This is a genomic window from Nocardia inohanensis NBRC 100128, from assembly GCF_001612945.1.
Lineage (GTDB): Bacteria > Actinomycetota > Actinomycetes > Mycobacteriales > Mycobacteriaceae > Nocardia > Nocardia inohanensis.
The window spans coordinates 47,584-64,997 of the sequence record NZ_BDBK01000018.1 but is presented as its reverse complement, the minus strand read 5'-3'; the positions used below and the strand labels follow the sequence as shown (position 1 = coordinate 64,997).

At 69.3% G+C, this 17,414-nt stretch carries 14 protein-coding genes; 3 read left to right on the top strand and 11 right to left on the bottom strand.

Going from position 1 to position 17,414, the window contains the following annotated elements:
• Positions 1–4: 4 nt before the first annotated feature.
• The 8 genes from NI1_RS33490 to NI1_RS33455 all read right to left on the bottom strand — a co-directional run bounded on the left by NI1_RS33490 (position 5) and on the right by NI1_RS33455 (position 8,560).
• Entirely contained in the window at positions 5–1,135 is a 1,131-nt protein-coding gene (locus tag NI1_RS33490) for a histidinol-phosphate transaminase (RefSeq protein WP_067829417.1), read from the bottom strand.
• Entirely contained in the window at positions 1,132–2,469 is a 1,338-nt protein-coding gene (gene hisD, locus NI1_RS33485; RefSeq protein ID WP_067829415.1) for a histidinol dehydrogenase, read from the bottom strand. Before hisD ends, NI1_RS33490 begins: the two co-directional genes overlap by 4 nt.
• Before the next feature lie 118 nt (positions 2,470–2,587).
• Complete coding sequence (yidC, locus tag NI1_RS33480; RefSeq protein WP_067829412.1) at positions 2,588–3,445, bottom strand: membrane protein insertase YidC; 858 nt, start codon at positions 3,443–3,445, stop codon at positions 2,588–2,590.
• A gap of 95 nt (positions 3,446–3,540) precedes the next feature.
• A complete protein-coding gene (locus NI1_RS39680; protein ID WP_245663531.1) occupies positions 3,541–4,017 on the bottom strand; it encodes a DUF6412 domain-containing protein in 477 nt (158 codons plus the stop codon).
• 89 nt (positions 4,018–4,106) lie between these two features.
• A complete protein-coding gene (locus tag NI1_RS33470) occupies positions 4,107–4,712 on the bottom strand; it encodes a maleylpyruvate isomerase family mycothiol-dependent enzyme (protein WP_067829410.1) in 606 nt (201 codons plus the stop codon).
• A gap of 112 nt (positions 4,713–4,824) precedes the next feature.
• On the bottom strand, positions 4,825–6,417 hold the full coding sequence (locus NI1_RS33465; RefSeq protein WP_067829407.1) for a serine/threonine-protein kinase: 1,593 nt from the start codon (positions 6,415–6,417) through the stop codon (positions 4,825–4,827).
• Positions 6,418–6,675: 258 nt separating this feature from the next.
• Entirely contained in the window at positions 6,676–7,551 is an 876-nt protein-coding gene (locus NI1_RS33460; protein ID WP_067829405.1) for an arylamine N-acetyltransferase family protein, read from the bottom strand.
• Positions 7,552–7,615: 64 nt separating this feature from the next.
• The gene (locus tag NI1_RS33455; protein WP_067829403.1) at positions 7,616–8,560 is read right to left on the bottom strand and encodes an NAD-dependent epimerase/dehydratase family protein; all 945 of its coding nucleotides are present in this window, start codon (positions 8,558–8,560) and stop codon (positions 7,616–7,618) included.
• Between the two features lie 197 nt (positions 8,561–8,757).
• Here NI1_RS33455 and NI1_RS33450 point away from each other — a divergent pair, with 197 nt between their 5' ends.
• A complete protein-coding gene (locus NI1_RS33450) occupies positions 8,758–11,247 on the top strand; it encodes an FtsX-like permease family protein (RefSeq protein ID WP_067829402.1) in 2,490 nt (829 codons plus the stop codon).
• A 58-nt stretch (positions 11,248–11,305) separates the two neighbouring features.
• On the opposite strand, the gene NI1_RS33445 is transcribed toward NI1_RS33450, so the two are convergent.
• Positions 11,306–12,319 (bottom strand): alpha/beta hydrolase family protein, encoded by a 1,014-nt coding sequence (locus NI1_RS33445; protein ID WP_157535479.1) that lies wholly within the window; start codon positions 12,317–12,319, stop codon positions 11,306–11,308.
• A 333-nt stretch (positions 12,320–12,652) separates the two neighbouring features.
• Between NI1_RS33445 and NI1_RS33440 the strand changes: the two genes are divergently transcribed.
• Both NI1_RS33440 and NI1_RS33435 read left to right on the top strand, forming a co-directional pair.
• The gene (locus NI1_RS33440; protein WP_067829399.1) at positions 12,653–13,822 is read left to right on the top strand and encodes a winged helix DNA-binding domain-containing protein; all 1,170 of its coding nucleotides are present in this window, start codon (positions 12,653–12,655) and stop codon (positions 13,820–13,822) included.
• Positions 13,823–13,994: 172 nt separating this feature from the next.
• Entirely contained in the window at positions 13,995–14,480 is a 486-nt protein-coding gene (locus NI1_RS33435; protein ID WP_067829812.1) for a tellurite resistance TerB family protein, read from the top strand.
• Between the two features lie 3 nt (positions 14,481–14,483).
• Here NI1_RS33435 and nadC read toward each other — a convergent pair whose 3' ends face one another.
• Positions 14,484–15,344: a carboxylating nicotinate-nucleotide diphosphorylase gene (gene nadC / locus NI1_RS33430; RefSeq protein ID WP_067829397.1), complete on the bottom strand. Its 861-nt coding sequence runs from the start codon at positions 15,342–15,344 to the stop codon at positions 14,484–14,486.
• A 256-nt stretch (positions 15,345–15,600) separates the two neighbouring features.
• Positions 15,601–17,385, bottom strand: coding sequence for an L-aspartate oxidase (locus NI1_RS33425; RefSeq protein WP_157535477.1), 1,785 nt, complete (start codon positions 17,383–17,385; stop codon positions 15,601–15,603).
• Between the last annotated feature and the right edge of the window lie 29 nt (positions 17,386–17,414).

Here is a 17,414-nt window from a genome sequence, read left to right as displayed (position 1 = left end):
GTGGTCACAGCTGAATCAGCTCTTCGGACGCCAGTTTCGCACTGACGCGGAGGAATTCGTCGTTCTCGGCGGCCAGGCCGATGGTGGCGCGCAGATAGTGCGGGATGCCGACATCGCGGATCAGGACGCCGTCGTCGAGGTAGCGCTGCCAGGCCCGGCCCGCATCGGTGAAACGACCGAACAGCAGGAAGTTGGCGTCCGAGTGAACGACCTCGAAACCCATGCCCTGCAAGGCGATCGCCACGCGATCGCGCTGCGCGGCGAGCTCGGCGACACTGGCCAGGGTCTCGTCGGCGTGCCGCAGCGCAGCGCGCGCGGCCGCCTGGGTGACGACCGACAGGTGGTACGGCAGGCGCACCAGCAGCATGGCGTCGATGACGGCCGGCGCGGCGACCAGGTAGCCCAGCCGCCCGCCCGCGAACGCGAACGCCTTCGACATGGTGCGGCTGACAACGAGTTTCGCGGGGAAGCGGTCGATCAGGCCGATGGCGCTGGGCGCGGCGGAGAACTCCCCGTACGCCTCGTCCACCACCACGATGCCCGGCGCGGCCTCGAGGATCCGTTCCAGGTCCGCCCCCGGAATGCTGTGCCCCGTCGGATTATTGGGGCTGGTCACGAAGACCACATCGGGGCGGCGTTCGGCGATCACCGCGAGCGCGTAGTCGATATCGAGGGAGAAGTCGCCATTGCGCTTGGCCTCGACCCATTCGGTATCGATGCCCTCGGAGATGATCGGGTGCATCGAGTAGGACGGCACGAAACCCAGCGCGCTGCGCCCGGGCCCGCCGAACGCCTGCAACAGCTGTTGCAGGATCTCGTTGGAGCCGTTGGCCGCCCACACGTTCGCGGTGTCGACGGCGATGCCGGTCTGGCGGGTCAGGTAGGCGGCGAGATCACCGCGCAGCCCGACCGCGTCGCGATCCGGGTAACGGTGCAGGTCGGCCGCTGCCGCCCGGACGGATTCGGCGACATCGTCGATCAGCGCCTTACTCGGCGGGTGCGGGTTCTCATTGGTGTTGAGCTGCACCGGCACCGTCAATTGCGGTGCGCCGTAAGGGCTTTTGCCGCGCAGGTTCTCCCGCAACGGCAGATCGTCGAGGGAGATGCCGGAGCCGGGAACGATCACGGTGCTCATCCCAGCTCTCCGAAGCGAATCGATACGGCCTGACCGTGTGCGGGCAGGTCTTCGGCATTCGCCAGCGCCACCACGTGTCCGGCGACATCCTTCAGCGCGTCCTCGGTGTACTCGACGACGTGGATGCCGCGCAGGAACGTCTGCACGCTCAAACCCGAGGAGTGCCGGGCACATCCGGCGGTGGGCAGCACGTGGTTGGATCCCGCGCAGTAGTCGCCGAGGCTGACCGGCGACCAGGCGCCGACGAAAACCGCTCCGGCACTGCGCACCCGGGCGGCGACGGCGGACGCGTCGGCGGTCTGGATCTCCAGGTGCTCGGCCGCGTAGGCGTTCACCACGCGCAGCCCCTGGGCGATGTCGTCGACCAGCACGGTCCCGGATTGCTTGCCGGACAAGGCTTCCGCGACCCGATCGTGGTGTTTGACGACCGCCATCTGCGCGGTCAGCGCGGCGTCCACGGCGTCGGCGAGTTCCACGCTGTCGGTCACCAGCACGCTGGCCGCCAGCACATCGTGCTCGGCCTGCGAGATCAGATCGGCCGCGACATGCGCCGGATCGGCGGTGGCATCGGCGAGGATGGCGATCTCGGTCGGCCCGGCCTCGGCGTCGATGCCGACCAGCCCACGGCACAGCCGCTTGGCGGCGGTCACATAGATATTGCCCGGCCCGGTGATCAGGTCCACCGGCTCCAGCTGCGCACCGTCGGTGTCGACACCGCCGTAGGACAGCAGCGCCACGGCCTGCGCGCCGCCGACCGCCCACACCTCTTCGACTCCGAGCAGCTGTGCGGCCGCCAGAATCGTCGGGTGCGGCAATCCGCCGAACTGCGCCTGCGGCGGTGAGGCCACGACCAGCGATTCCACGCCCGCGGCCTGCGCCGGGACCACATTCATCACGACCGAGGACGGGTACACGGCATTGCCGCCGGGCACATACAGACCGACCCGCTCGACCGGCACCCAGCGCTCGGTGACGGTGCCGCCGGGCACCACCTGCGTGGTCTTGTCGGTGCGCCGCTGATCGTTGTGCACCTTGCGAGTCCGCTCGATGGCGACCTCGAGGGCGGCGCGCACCGCCGGATCCAGCTCCGCGAGGGCTTTCTCCAGTTCGGCGGCGGGCACCCGCACCGTGGCGGGGCGCACGCCGTCGAACTTCTCGCTGAACTCCTGCGCCGCCTCGACACCCCGATCGCGAATCGCCTCCACGACCGGCCGCACATGATGCAGCACCGAGTCCACGTCGACGCCCCCACGCGGCAGTGCCGCGCGCAGTTCGGCAGCAGTGGGAGTACGTCCGCGCAGATCGACGCGGGCGAGCTCGATGCGGCTTGTCATAGCGCTGAAGAGTCCTTGTCTGTGAAGATCCGTCAGGGGTCGCGCGCGCGAGGAATACCGCTCACGACCAGCTACCAGACTATCCGGTCGTTGCCAGCGCTTATCGGCCAGACCGGGGTCAGGCGGTCCGCTTCGCGCGGCGCGGACGGGACGCGGGACGCTGACCCGGGCGGGGCGGGAGCGACTTGACGGTTTGCACGGGGGCCGGGACGGGCTGGTCGGGGGTGCGGGTTTCGTTGCGATGCACCACGAATTGCTGGGCGAAGGTCCAGGCGTTCTGGGTGAGGAAGTAGAGCAGGATCGCGATCGGGAAGATCAGGCCGGACAGCAGTGCGCCCAGGGGGAAGACCCAGAGTGACAAGGTGTTCATGATGGCGGTTTGCTGAGTGGGTTCGATGCCGGATTCGCGTTGCCGGGCGATGGCCGAGCGGGCGGTCAGGTGGGTGGCGACGGCCGCCAGCAGCATCAGGGGAATGGCCACGACGGCGACCGCGACGGTGGAGACGGCGCCATTGGTCAGCGTGGCGGTGAGCGGAACACCGAACAGGTCGGCGTTCAGGAACGACCGGACCTGGTCGGTGCCGAACACGTAATTGGCGACGTCGGGGTTCTGGAACGACTTCAGTACATGGAAGAGGCCGAGGAAGACCAGGATCTGGGCGACCATGGGCAGGAATCCACCGAGCATGCTCACGCCGTGCTCCTTTTGGAGCTTCTGCATTTCCTCGCCTTGACGTTGCATGTCACCGGCGTGTTTGCGTTTGATCTCGGCGATCTGAGGCTGCATGCGGGTGAGCCCGCGCTGCCAGCGCAGTTGCGCGAGGAAAGGGCGTAGCAGCAGCGCGCGCAGGGTGATGACCAGGAAGACGATGGCCAGCACCCAGGCCGGGCCACCGGCCGCGCCGAGCACGGAGGCGAAGACGGTGTGCCATACCCAGAGCACACCGGAAACGGGGTAGTAGATGAAATCGAGCATCGAGGGACCTCACTGCGAGACGTCCATGCGGCGGTGCGCGTGGACGAAAGGGATTGGGGGCAGCGAAAACCCGATCCGGCCCGGACAGGCGGGGATCAGGCGAGGACGGCCCCCGGCGCACGTGGGCGCGGACGCCCCGCAGTGTCGGGATTGCTCTGCCGCAGATAAGCGCCGCGGCGACGCTGACCAGCCGATTCCGGCGGACCGGCATTGGCGGTGACGCTGACCGGCAGCCGCTGCGCGGAGAGCATGGCGGCGGTGACGGCGACCAGGGCCGCCGCACCGAGCACGATCAGCGAATTGGGTTCGGCCGCCGCCAGATACAGCACGGCCCACGCGGCGATGACGAGCGCGCCTGCCAGCAGCGCCGTCGATCGAATCCGCGTCATCACAATGGCGAGAGTACCGGAATCCACCGCGTGCCGGATGGCCGCGATGGAGTCGGCGTCGTCGATCGCGCCCGACGAGTACTCCCGGCCGGGGCTCGCCTGCACCCGGTGGTGGGCCGCCTGGATCTCGGCTTCGAAACCCTGCGGCTGCCCGACGATCCGGATCAGGGATTGATCGCGCACACGGTGGAACCGGACTCCCCAGCGCCACGGCGCTACACCTGCTCGCGGGTCTGGCCGCGGAGAGTGTGCGGCGCTGATCCGCGGGTGCCTCAGGCTTCGATCCGGCGGCGCAGCTCGGGCACGCCGTCACCTTCGAGGTCCGCGAGCGCGACCGGCCGCCCCACCATCGCGAGGGCGAGCGCTTCGCCCGGTCCGCGCACCAGCGGCCCGGAGCCCTTGGCCCACTCCACATCCGAGGCTTCCCAGCGCAAGCCCTTGAGATAGCGACGCGGGAAGGCGAACGGGTCCGGGCTGCCGAGCACCTGAATCATGCGTTCCGCCGGTACTTTTCGCTCGTAGCCGAGGGGCCGGCGAATGTCCTGCTGGTGCACGAACAGATCGGAGAGCGCGACCGCGGGCAGGAATCGTGAGAACCAGCCGTTGGATTCGGCCAGCCGGTCGACCAGTTCACCGGTGGGCAGCGTCCGGAACTGCCGCACCAGGGCCTCGTTCACGCGATCCACCGACGGTCCGGCGCGCAGCCCGAGCATCACATAGGACGGCAGTGAAACGGTGTCGGTCTGCAAATGCCCGATCACATCCCGCACCCGCCAGCCCGCGCAGAGCGACTGCGTCTCCCATTCGGCGTCGGTCAGCGACCGCAGCAGCTCTACCAGTTCCCCGCGCTCGTCTTCGAGCATCTGGCGCACACCCATGACGAAAGCCTAATCACCGCAAGGGCTTCGGCGATACCCCGTGCCCGAGCCACCCGGGAACACCTACGGCCGGGATCTGGTGGGATCCCGGCCGTAGGAGAAGTGCTGCGAACTAGCGGGTTTCGCTGTCGATGAGCAGGTTGCCGCCACCCGAGTCGATGACGCGCAGGTTCAGCGACTTGTTCTGCCCGCCGGCGGTGAGGCTGCCCAGCGCGATGTCGACCGAACCGTCGGCATTGTTGCTGTCATTGCCGCGCGCACCGCTGATGCTCGAGTAGCGAGTGACCCGGTTCTGCGTCCAATACTGCTGGAACGCCTGCTGGCTGCCGTACGCCTTCTGCGCCGCGGGCGTCAGCCGGCTCCACGCGTCGTCGAAGCTCTGGTAGACCAGCCCGTCGTAGAAGCGCTCGATGACATCGGCCGCCGACAGCACCGACACCTGCGAGGCGCTCTTGGTCTGTCCGAGACCCGCCGTGCCCTTACCGGTGGTGGTAGCCGAGGAGGCGCTGGAACCGCTGCTCCCGGCGCCTTGGGTGTTCGGCGTATCCGAACCCGAGGAGCTCAGGATCCCGAACACCACGCCACCGGCGACCACGACCGCCGCGACCACGGCCGCCCACACCAGCTTTCGCTTGGAGCGCGGCTCTTCGTCGTGCGGCGCGAAACCGCTGTGGGTGGGCGGGCCACCCGGTGCGGCGGGACGCGGCGGCGGGGTCTCCAGCAACTGGGCCTGGCTCATGGCGCCGGTCGGGATATCGGCATTGGCCGACGGGCGGCGTTCCATCTGCCGGGTGACCTGACGCTGCGGAGCCGGGCGCGGGGCCGGCGGTTCCTGCCGGCGCGGGGCCGCGACCGCGCCATTGCGGCGCGCCTGCAACACCCGGGTGGCATCGGCGTCGGGACCGACCTCGGCGAACTCGGCCATGATGTCGCGGACCTCGAGCATGCTCGGGCGGTCCTCGGGTTCGAAGCTGAGCAGGCTGAGCAGCAGATCACTGAGCGGTCCGGCATTGCGCGGTTCGCTGATCTGGCCGTTGGCCGCGGCGTAGAGCAGTGCCAGCGGATTGGGGTTGGTTCCGTAGGGCGGTTCGCCCTCCAGCGAGTGGAAAAGCGTTGCGCCCAGGGCGAATACGTCCGCCGCCGGGCTCGGTTCGGCGCCGCGTGCGACCTCGGGGGCGAGGTAGGCGGCGGTACCGGAGATCAGCCCGGTGGCGGTCAGGGTGACGTCACCCTTGGATTTGGCGATGCCGAAGTCGGTGATCTTCACCGCTCCGTTGTCGCCGAGCAGGATATTGCCCGGCTTCACATCGCGGTGCACGATGCCCGCCCGGTGCGCGGCGATCAGCGCCGAGGCGACCGCCTCACCGATGCGCGCCACCTGCGGCAGCGGCAGCGTGCCCTGCGCGGACAGCACCACCGCCAGGCTCTGCGACGGCAGGTACTCCATGACCAGGCACGGGTCGCCCTCGTGCTCGGTGATGTCGAACACCACGATGGCATTGGGATGCTGGAAGCGGGCCGCGTTGCGGGCTTCCCGCGCGGCGCGCTGCCGCACGATGTCCTTATCGGCTTGCGACAGGCTCGGCTGGGTAATGATCTGCTTGACCGCGACCGAGCGTTCCAGCCGTTCGTCGACGGCACGCCAGACGACACCTGTGCCGCCGCTACCAATCCGTTCGACCAGGCGGTAATGCCCTGCGATCACTTGGCCGGTTTCGATGGCACTACTCCGAAGTTCTTTTCGAGACGACTGTGACGAGGCGGTTGCCCGCGTGTTTCCCCGCACGAGTGTAGCGGGCGCAGCGCGTCCCGCCGACGTCAGCGTGAGATATGAGCGAGATCTCGGTGAGATCTGGATCGCATTCACGTGACCTCGGCGTGACAGATCACCCGTATCCGCTGGTCCGGGCGGTGCGAGTTTGCGAACGCGCACCGGCGCACGAAGCCGCGCGCGGGCGCATGTTCACTCCGGACGCGCCGCCGCGGGCCAGTCGCCGCGGGCCAGCACGGCCGCATCGGCGTCGTCGAGATCGATGTCGAAGACCTCGGAAAGGAGTTCGGGGAGTTCGATCGCCTCCAATTCGCGTGTTTCGCCCTGTTTGTCCGGATAGCCGATTGTCCAAGTGGTGCCGTCGAGTTGGTGATGGACCTCGGGTCCGAAGCGCTGCACGAACGGCCGCATGGTGAACGGCGAACGCGGCGAGGTGGATACGAAGTGATTGCCGACCGCGTAGTCGATCCGGTACTGCGGGTTCATGGTGAGGGTGTAGCGGTCCAGCCAGCCGTCCGCACCCGACTGGTACAGGGTCCACAGCTCGCTGCCGAGCGCGCCGGTCCCGCGCTCCAGGCGGAAACGCCAAGCGCCCAGGGCGAATTCGCCGCGCTCGCCGTTCAGCTCGACCGGTTCGAGCGGACCGGAACCGAAGCCGACATCGCAGAGCCAGGCGCGATCGTCATCGGCGGGCGTGACGCGCAGCAGGGCGTGGGTGGGCGGGCGCAGGCCGGGCGCGCCCATGGTGACGCGGCCGGACAAACCGGTGAACTCGAAGCCGAGGCGCTCCAGAGCGGCGGCGAAGAGGCCGACGTTCTCGTAGCAGTAGCCGCCGCGCCGCCGCCGGATCAGCTTGTCCTGCAAGGACTCCACGTCCAGGGGAACACCGCGGCCGAGGATGATCTCGAGGTTCTCGAACGGGATGGTGGTGGTGTGCGTGTAGACCAGCTCCCGCAGGGTGGCCAGGGTCGGGGTGCGCGCACCGGTGAAACCGATCCGGGACAGGTAGCCGTCCAGGTCCAAGTCGCCGCCGTCCCATCGATAGGACGGGTCCACCGGAGTCGTCATGGCTGCCTCTCTGCCGAGCCTCGTTTACCGGGCCAACGGTAGGCGAGCCGCGGCTGTTCCCGGTTCAGCGCACCGCGGTGGCGAGCGTCGCCGTCCCCTCCCGATAGGTGGGCAGCGCGGGCTTCCAGCCGAGCTCGGTCTTGGCCTTGGCGTTCGAGACGCGAATCGACAGATCGAGCATCTGCGCCGCGGCCAGCGGCGAACTCATCCGCAGCGCGCGGCCCGGAACCCGCAGCGGGCGGCGCGCCCCCACCGCGGCGGCCATGGCGTCGAACATGACCTTCCAGCTGACCGGTTCGTCGTCGACGATGTTGTAGCTCTGCCCGCCGCGGCCGTGTTCCAGGGCCGCGACCGTCGCGCCGACCACGTCGTCGATGTGCACGAAGCTCATCTGTCCCACACCGCGCGCGGCCACCGGTACCAGGCGCAGCTTCATGGCGCGCACCAGTAGATCCGAGGCGCCGGGGCCGTAGATCAGCCCGTAGCGCAGCGCGATTCCGTCCAGGCCGCGCGCCCGCCAGGCATGCGCCTCGGCTTCGTGCAGGGCGGCCAGGAATTCGTCGTTGTGATCGCCTTGCAGGCGCGCGAATCCGGCCTGTTCGGTGACGAGTTCCGCGCCGTGGTCGCGCATTCCGTAACCGAGCACGATCGATTGGGTGAGATAGCGGGTGGCGCCGACCCTTTCGGCGAGCTCCACCAGATGCTTGCTGCCGATCTCTCGTAAGGTGTTGGTGCGCAGCAATCCCGGGCTGTGATAGTGGGTGGGCGGGGAATTGCGGTATCCGGTGAGCTGGTGGATCACCGCGTCGGCGGTCAGCCGTTCGGTGGCGCGGGTGAGGCTCTTGGCATCGAGCACATTGGCGATCAACGGCGTCGCACCCAGGAAACGCGCCACCTCCGCGCCGCGCCCGCCCCGAGTGAGCGCGTACACCCGGTGCCCGCGCTGCCGCAGCGCCGTCACCAGCGGTCTGCCGATGGTTCCGGTCGCGCCGGCCACGATGATCTTCATTGCCTACCACCCTGATTCACACGTCCTCCGCCCGCCGAGCTTACCGTCTGAGACGGACACTCCGCAGGGCTGCGAGCCGCCCTGCTCGCGCTCCGGTGCGGCCGGTCCGAACAGCCCCGACACGCGCGGGATATCGCCCTCGCGCGAAGCCGTCGCGCCCATGGACACCGGTTCACCCGGCACCCTAGCCTGATCCCATGATCGCGTTACTGGATCGCTTGCGGTTGTTCACCGTTCGCGAGTTCGCGACGCACTGGGGGCGGACCGCGGCGGCGGTATTCGTAATGGCGGTGTCGTCGGCATTCCTGGTTACCGTGCTGGGCATCTCCGGATCCCTGACCGGGTCCATCGAACGGCTCTCGGCCGGGTTGTCCGGCAATGCGGCACTGGAGATCTCGGGGGTGACCGACGCCGGCTTCGCGCAGTCGGTGCGGGATGACGTGGCGCAGGTGCCCGGTGTGCGGGCCGCGGTGCCCATGCTGCGGTCCAATGTCGGACCGCACTCCGGCCAGTTGCTGATCCTCGGCGTCGACGGATCCAGTGCCGCACTCGATTCCGATCTGCGCAGCGCCGTGGACACCGCTGCGATCGGCAAGTTGACCAGGGTGCGCGACGGCGTGTTCGCCGGTCCCAGCGCGGGTTACGCCGAAGGCGAGACCGTGCAGATCGGACCGCACCGGGTCACCGTGGCGGCCGTACTCACCGATGCGCAGTCGGCGCACTTGAACGGCGGGCACTTCCTGGTGGCACCGCTGCCGCTGGCGCAGCGCATCACCGACCGCGGCGAACAGATCGACTCGGTACTGATCGTCGCCGCGCCGGATACCGATGCGGCACAGCTGAAGTCGGCGGTCATCGGCGCGGTGGCCGGGCGCGCGGTGGTGGGGCTGCCCGGGGCGCAGGCGGCGCAGACCGGCAACGGCATCGTGATGATCCAGTTCATCGGCACCATGGGGGCGGGCATCGCCTTCGTGGTGGCGGCCTTCCTCATCTACAACACCATGAGCATGGCCCTGGCCGGGCGGCGGCAGGTGATCTCCATGCTGCGGGCCATCGGCGGGCGCAAGCAGACGATCGTGCGCGACGTACTGGTGGAGGCCCTGGCGCTGAGCCTGCTCGGCGGCCTGATCGGCGCGGTGCTCGGCATCTTCTCCGGGCAGTACGCGATCGGCCTGCTGCCGGGCGCGTTCACCCAGGTGACCGACGCCCGGCTGCAATACTTCCTGCCCGCCTACGCGATCCCGGCCGCGGTGGCGGCCACCGTGCTGACCACCGTCGCGGCCACGGCGGTCGCGGCCCGCCAGGTCTACCGGGTGTCACCGGTGGAGGCGCTGGCTCCGGTCGGCGGCTCGCACGCCGACGATATCCCGCGCCGGCTGCGCGTCGTGGCCGCGGCCCTGGGCGGGCTGCTGATCGTCGCGACGGTGCTGACCACCCGGGCGCATCTGGGCCTGTTCGCCGCTGTCGCACTGGGTTTGGCGTTCACCGCGGAGATCGCGCTGGCCTTCGCCTGCACCGGGCCGATCGTATGGGCGGCCGGCGCGCTGACCCGGCGGCTGGGTGCGCCCGGGGTGCTCGCCGCGGTGAGTATCGACCGCGCGCCGCGCCGGGTGTGGGCCACGCTGATGACCGTCGCCATCGCGGTGGCCATGACCATCACCATCACCGGGTCCAATGCGGACGCGGTGACCTCGGCCCGTTCGACCTTCGCCGCGCTGGCCGAGACCGACGTGTGGATCACGGTGCCGCCCGAGGACGCGGTGCCCACCGCTCTACTCCCCGACGATCTGGCCGAGCTGGTCGCCGCGGTGCCCGGGGTCGCGAAGGTGGTCGAGGGGCAACTGTCCTTCGCCACGCTGGCGGGCACCAAAGCCCTGCTGTACGGCGTGGAACCGGACAGCAACTTCGCCATGCTCGACGCCCTCGACGCGCGGACACAGCAGCGGGTACTGGCGGGCGAGGGCATCGTGCTGTCCCGCGATCTGGCGCACACCCTGGGGGTTTCGACCGGCGAGGAGCTGACCTTGCAGACACCCGGCGGCGCGCGGCAGGTGCGGGTGCTGGCGACCATTTCCTATTTCTCCGCGCTCACCGGAACCGCTTCGCTCAGTTTGACTCTCATGCGGGAATGGTTCGAACGGCCCGGCTCCTCGACCTTGCAGATCACCGCCGCGCCCGGGACGGATCGCCACGCGCTGGCCGATGCGGTCCGGCAGGTCGCGCCGCCGGATGTGCACGTCTACACCGGGGACGCGGCGCTGGACGGCGTCAGCAGCGCGATGAAGCAGGGGCTCGCGCTCTCGCGCATCATGCTCGTCATCGTGTCGGTCATCGCGGCCATGGGTCTGCTCAATACGCTCACCCTGGCGCTGCTGGAACGCCGCCGGGAATTGGGGATACTGCGGGCCGTCGGGTCCAGCCGCCGTTTCGCGCTACGCATGGTGCTGGCCGAAGCGCTGGGGATCGGACTGGTCGGGGCCGCGCTGGGGATGTTGTTCGGCTTGACCAATCAGTTCCTGTACTCGTTCCTGGCCACCGATCTGATGAGTCTGGACGTGCATTTCCGGCCCGGCCCCATGCTGCTCGTATTCACCGGCGGCGCACTGGCACTGAGCCTGCTCGGATCGATTCCACCGGCGGTCCGGGCCGCCCGCCTCGATATCGTGGACGCGGTCAGCGCGGACTGATCTCGGACCGGCCGCGCCCCGACCGTATCTGCCTGCGGACGGGCTGGACGATCCGGAATCAGCCGCCGCACAGGGTGTTCGGCGGGGCGGGCGGAGCGGTGTCGATGCCGTTGGCGATATCGATCAGATAGTCGTGGTCACCGCCCAGGGGTTCGGTGTTCAGCAGCAACCGCTGCACCACACACCCGGATTCGTAGAACACCGGGCCGAGCCCGTGCCCGCCCGGCACCACGCTGCCGTCGAGATCGCGTCCGGTCAGCACGGTATACATCGAGACCGGTTTGCCGGTGAGCGTCATGGCGGCCCGCGTCTCCAACCCGGACGCGTAGGGCACCAGATTGTCGGCGGTACCGTGAACGATCAAGGCGCGCTTGATGTTCATCCGGTTCGCCAGCAGCGTCGGCGTGCGGTCCGCGTACGCCTGCGGGCAGGACAGCGGTGTGCAGCCGCCCGCGTCCCGTTCGATCTCCGGCCGCAGCGCGGGTCCGGCGAATGGCGCTTCGAGCCAGCCGGTGAAGTCGCCCGACTGCCCGAAGGTATCGACCCAATAGTCGTAGGTCCCGGCCGGTGCGTACGCGGCCGCCAGCCCGCTCGTCACCCCGCCCTGGCTCCAGCCCCACAGCACGGTCCGCGAAATCGCCGGGTGCGCACCGCGATACCACTGCGTCGCGCTCACCGTGTCCCGCCAGCCCGCCCAGACATTCCACTCCCCCGTCCGCCACGGACCCTGCGCCGACCGCTGATCCATGGTCAGCAACGGCGCGCCGGTATTGCGCACGATCGAGCTCATGTACCCCTCGAAGTCGGCCGCGCTGCCCGCATGCCCGTGCACCGCGACGATCAGGTCCCGCGCCTCGAGATCCCCCGGATGCTCCCGATACGGCTCGTACAGCCGCCCCGTCGCGGTCTCCCCATCGACGGTCAGCGACACGTCCTGGATGTCGACGCGTACGCTCGCCACGGGATCGGCGGCCGCGGGCGAGGCGGCCGAAACCTCCAGCGCCACACCACCCGTAGCGACCAGCACCGCCAGTACCGCTCCGACCACCGCGCCCGCGCTCCGACCTCGCATCGCGGCATCATCGCACGTCCCCGCCCCGTCACCGGGCATCCGCGCCGAGCGTTCCGGCTCGCGTCCGGTCATCGTGCCCGAACCCGCCGTCCCGGCGCGCTTTCAGGCGGGATACACACGGGCAGTGCCGCAAACCGACACCCGGTGGACAGCTCCTGTTCCCGTTCGGACGAGAGCCCGGAGCGGCTGTCGGATCCGACCAGCGGCCAATTCGTGCCGCGGATTCCGGTTGAAGCATGCCGGAATGACGAGAGCGCGCGGACCGAGAAGGATGGCGCTCGCCGAATCAGCGGTGCTGTCAGTGGCAGTGGTTACTCTTCGATCGTGCTTTCGATGAGTGTGGCGGAGCGGCGGGCCCGGGTAGGGGTGCGGCATCGGCTGGCGCGGGCCGAGCGTAGCGATGACGTGGACGAGATCGTGCGGTCGATGGTGGTGCTGCATGCCACCGATCCGGCCACGGTGTACCTGTCGGTCGCGGCGCGCAGCCGGACCGCGCAGCCGGGGCATGTGGAGAAGGCGCTGTACGAGGACCGGACGCTGCTGCGGTTGCTGGCCATGCGGCGGACCATGTTCGTCGCGCCGCTCGAATTGGTGCCCGCACTCCAGGCTTCGTGCGGGGACGGGCTGGCGCACAAGCAGCGCAAGACCTATGCGGGCTATCTGGAGAAGGCCGGCGTCGTCGAGGGTGATGTCGCCGGCTGGTGGGCCGAGGTGGAGGCGGAGACGCATGCGGCGCTGCTGACGCGCGGGGCCGCGACGGGTGCGCAGTTGAGCAAGGATGTGCCGCGACTGCGAACGCAGGTGAATACCGCGCCGGGCAAGTCGTATTCGAAGCCGACCAACATCACCACCTGGGTGCTGGTGACCCTCGGTGCCGAGGGCCGGATCGTGCGCGGGCGGCCGAACGGGTCTTGGGGCAGCAGTCAATACACCTGGGCGCCCATCGAATCGTGGGTGCCGCAGGGGATTCCGGAGCTCACGATCGAGGAAGCGCGGGCCGAGCTGGTGCGGCGCTGGCTGTGGACCTTCGGGCCCGCGCCGGTGAGCGATATCAAATGGTGGACGGGCTGGACGGCCGGCGAGGTCAAGAAGACCCTGGCGACGCTGGATGTCACCGAAGTGGATCTGGACGGCACCACCGGGCTGGCGCTGTCGGATGATCTGGAACCGACCCCGGAGCCCGACCCCTGGGCCGCACTGCTGCCCGCGCTCGACCCCACCCCGATGGGCTGGCAGTCCCGCGACTGGTATCTCGGTACGCACGGCCCCGCCCTCTTCGATCGCAATGGCAATGTCGGACCGACCATTTGGTGGAACGGGCACATTGTCGGCGGCTGGGCGCAGCGCACCGACGGCGAGATCGTCTGGCGGCTGCTCGAGGACGTGGGCGCGGACGCGAGCGCCGCGATCGCCGCCGAAGCCGAGCGCATGCGCGAGTGGTACGGCGAAGTACGGCCCATCCCACGCTTCCGTACACCGCTCGAACGCGAACTCACCGCCTGAATTCCCTGGTCATACCCCACGCGCGGCCGCGGCTGCGAGTACGATTGTCGCCGAATAATTTTCGTGCCCCTACCGGCGAACCTGCTGTTAGGGTCTGCTTGTAACGTTGCGCAGTCCGGACCTGGACACGGGGGTTGTGGTGTCGGTCCGGGAAGAATTCTCGGAGTGTGTCATGGCTTTCCTCAACCGCCTCATCTCGCATGCCACGTCGATCAGCAAACTGATGGACAGCGCGCCGAAATGGCGGGAACAACTACTCAGCAAGCGAAACGAATTGCGCGGCGGCTCATTCCGGGATGCCACCATGGGCATCTGCGCGCTGGTCGCGGCGGCGGACGGCAGCATCGATCCGGGTGAGCGCATGCGGGTGGCGCAGCTCATCGGGTCCGATCCGATCCTGCAACACTTCGCCACCGATGAACTGCGGACCCTGTTCGAGGACAACTGCAATCGCATCACCATGGATCCGGCCTTCGGCCGCGCCTACGTCATGCAGCAGATCGCCAAGTCCACCGGCAAGGACACCGAGGCCCGCGCGGTGGTGCAGATGGGCATCATGATCGGCAATGCCGACGGCGATTTCGATGCGAGCGAGATCGCCGCCGTCAAGGAAGCCTGCCAGGTGCTGCACCTGGATCCGCGCGAGTTCGGGCTCTGAGCTTCACATATCCAGACCGAGGTCCAGTACCCGCACCGAATGGGTGAGCGCGCCGACGGCGAGATAGTCGACGCCGGTGCGGGCGTAGTCGGCGGCCATATCGAGCGAAAGGCCGCCGGAGGACTCGAGTTTCGTAGCCGGCGAGATGTTGTTGCGCCGCTGCACCGCGGACTGGGTCATCCACAGCGGGAAGTTGTCCAGCAGCACCAGCTGCACGTCTTCGGCCAGCACGCCGTCCAGCTGTTCGAGGCTGTCCACCTCGACCTCGCACTCGATATCGGCATTCAACTCCCGCACCGCGCGCAGCGCGGCCACCACGGACCCGGCCGCGACCACGTGATTGTCCTTGATCAGCGCCGCATCACCCAGTCCCATCCGGTGATTCACGCCGCCGCCCACCCGCACCGCGTACTTCTGTAGAGCCCGCAGCCCCGGCAGCGTCTTACGGCTGTCCCGGATCTTGCAGTCGGTGCCCGCCACCGCGTCCACCCACGCGGAGGTCGCGGTGGCGATCCCCGAGAGATGACACACCAGGTTCAACAGCGTCCGCTCGGCGGTCAACAGCTCACGCGTCGGCGCGACCAGCCGCAACACGGTATCCCCGGGCTGCACCCGGGTCCCGTCCGCGACCCGTTCGCTCACTTCGTAATTGCCCGCCCCGATCACCTCGTCGAGCACCAGCAGCCCGACATCCAGCCCGGCCACGGTCCCCGGCTGCCGCGACACCATGGCCGCCTTGGCCACCGCGTCGGCCGGAACCGTCGCCATCGTGGTGATATCGGGCCCGTACCGCAGATCCTCATCCAGGGCGGTGCGAATCAGCGCGACGACCTCGTCGCGATCCAGGCTGGAGTCGAGTGCCATAACTACGTTCCTTCTCACATGAAAGTTGAAGCGGGCCCGATGATGTCGCGGCGGTCCGGAGCCGAGGCCGGCCGCATCGCGCTATAGGCGATCGAGAGAGTCGTCGGCGCAGCCGGCCCACGGCGTGGCGGAAAACCCGCCGTGCCCCGGGTGCGCGGAGATCCGGGCGCGGCAGTAGTCGTCCAGCTTTCGCCGGTCAGCCGGACCGCGGTATTGCGGCACTGCTCCTCGCGAAGCCGCAGTGCGCGCTGCCGGGTCATGACGCCGACCGCAGCTCGGTGGAGACCCCGTCGGCCAACGTGGTTGCCCATCCGTCGGCGGCCAGTTTGGGGCGGCCGTCGGAGCCCAGCCGGACCGCGGTGCTGCGGCGCATCTCCTCGCGAGGCTCGGGATAGTCCGAACGGGTGTGGCAGCCACGGCTTTCGGTGCGTGCGGCGGCCGCCAGCAAGAGCGCGCGAGCGGTGAGGGTGAGCGCCGAATCCTCCAACTCGCGAATCACCGCCGCAGCCGAATCGGCGGCGATCATCTTCGCGTCGTCCGGGGTCGCGCCGATCGCGTCGGAGACCACCTCGGATCCCTGCGCCACGTCGCCGATGAGGGCGGCCGCGTCCGGCTGCGACCGAACCCCGGCGGGCACGGCATCGGCGGGTCCGCCGGGCGCGAAGCGGACGGCGAGACCGGGTGCGCTGTTGTCGGAGATCAGGCCGACCATGCGTAGGATGGCCGAGCGCAGGCCGTCGCCGTCGCGGACCACCGAGGCGTGCTCGGTCATGAGTTCCTGCAACAGTTTCCGGTCCGCGCGCGGGAACCGGAGCGGGCCGACCTCGGTGATCGGGGCCGCCGTGCCGAGCCGTTCGGCGGCGGCCGTACCGGCGCGTTCGCCGACCACCAGACCCTCCAGCAGGCTGTTGGAGGCGAGCCGGTTGGCCCCGTGCAATCCGGTGCGCGCCACCTCGCCCGCGGCGTAGAGACCGGGGACGGTGGTGCGGCCGGAGGTGTCGGTGACGACGCCGCCGCACTGGTAGTGCGCGGCGGGCGCGACCGGAATGAGCATTTCGGTCGGGTCGATGCCCGCGGCCAGGCAGGACGCGGTGATCGTCGGGAAGCGTTGCGCGAAGCCGTCCAGGGCGCGGGCGTCGAGGTACACGTGGTCGGCGCCCAGCCTTTTCATCCGCGCGGCGATGGCTCGCGAGACGATATCGCGCGGGGCGAGGTCCCCGCGCTCGTGCACGCCCGCCATCACCGAATCGCCCTGCGAATCAACCAGAATCGCGCCCTCGCCGCGTACGGCTTCGCTGATCAGCGGCCGCCGCCCGAGCCCGCCGGGGGTGAACAGCACCGTCGGATGGAACTGCAAGAACTCCAGATCCGAGACCAGCGCACCGGCGCGCAAGGCGAGCGCGATGCCGTCGGCGGTCGCCCCGGACGGATTGGTGCTGCACGCGTACAACTGCCCGAGCCCGCCGGTGGCCAGCAGCACGGCCGGCGTATGCACCACGCCGAACCCCTGCTCCGACACCGCGATCACACCTCGAACCCCTTCGGGCCCGGTCACGATCTCGAGTACCGCGGCCCCGAAGATGACCGGCAGCCCGGCCGCGTTCAACGCCCGCTGCACCTCGGCCCCGGTGGCGTCGCCGCCGGCGTGAATGATCCGCCGGGTGCTGTGCCCGCCTTCCCGGGTCCGCGAAACCTCCCCGTCCCGGCCGAGATCGAACACCGCCCCGAGATCGGTCAGCGCCGCGACGGCATCCACACCGCCTTCGACAATGGACCGCACCGCCTCCGCATCACACAGCCCGGCCCCCGCCACCACGGTGTCCTGCACATGCGATTCCACCGAATCCCCGTGCGGCGCAACCACGGCGATCCCGCCCTGCGCGTACTGCGTCGAGGTATCGGTGGGCCCGCCCTTGCTGAGCGTCAGCACCCGCAGCCCGCGCAGCGAGGCCGTGCGCGCCGCGGTCAGTCCCGCGACGCCGCCGCCCACCACGACCAGGTCGGCCTCGGCTTCCCAAGTGATCGATACGGATGTGTTCACTACATCCACCCCTTCCAGGGGAGACCCGC

Coding starts and splice junctions, on each gene's coding strand:
- NI1_RS33490 (WP_067829417.1), bottom strand. CDS start 1,135: ATGAGCACCGTGATCGTTCCCGGCTCCGGCATCTCCCTCGACGATCTG.
- hisD (WP_067829415.1), bottom strand. CDS start 2,469: ATGACAAGCCGCATCGAGCTCGCCCGCGTCGATCTGCGCGGACGTACT.
- yidC (WP_067829412.1), bottom strand. CDS start 3,445: ATGCTCGATTTCATCTACTACCCCGTTTCCGGTGTGCTCTGGGTATGG.
- NI1_RS33470 (WP_067829410.1), bottom strand. CDS start 4,712: ATGGGTGTGCGCCAGATGCTCGAAGACGAGCGCGGGGAACTGGTAGAG.
- NI1_RS33460 (WP_067829405.1), bottom strand. CDS start 7,551: ATGACGACTCCGGTGGACCCGTCCTATCGATGGGACGGCGGCGACTTG.
- NI1_RS33455 (WP_067829403.1), bottom strand. CDS start 8,560: ATGAAGATCATCGTGGCCGGCGCGACCGGAACCATCGGCAGACCGCTG.
- NI1_RS33450 (WP_067829402.1), top strand. CDS start 8,758: ATGATCGCGTTACTGGATCGCTTGCGGTTGTTCACCGTTCGCGAGTTC.
- NI1_RS33445 (WP_157535479.1), bottom strand. CDS start 12,319: ATGCGAGGTCGGAGCGCGGGCGCGGTGGTCGGAGCGGTACTGGCGGTG.
- NI1_RS33440 (WP_067829399.1), top strand. CDS start 12,653: ATGAGTGTGGCGGAGCGGCGGGCCCGGGTAGGGGTGCGGCATCGGCTG.
- NI1_RS33435 (WP_067829812.1), top strand. CDS start 13,995: ATGGCTTTCCTCAACCGCCTCATCTCGCATGCCACGTCGATCAGCAAA.
- nadC (WP_067829397.1), bottom strand. CDS start 15,344: ATGGCACTCGACTCCAGCCTGGATCGCGACGAGGTCGTCGCGCTGATT.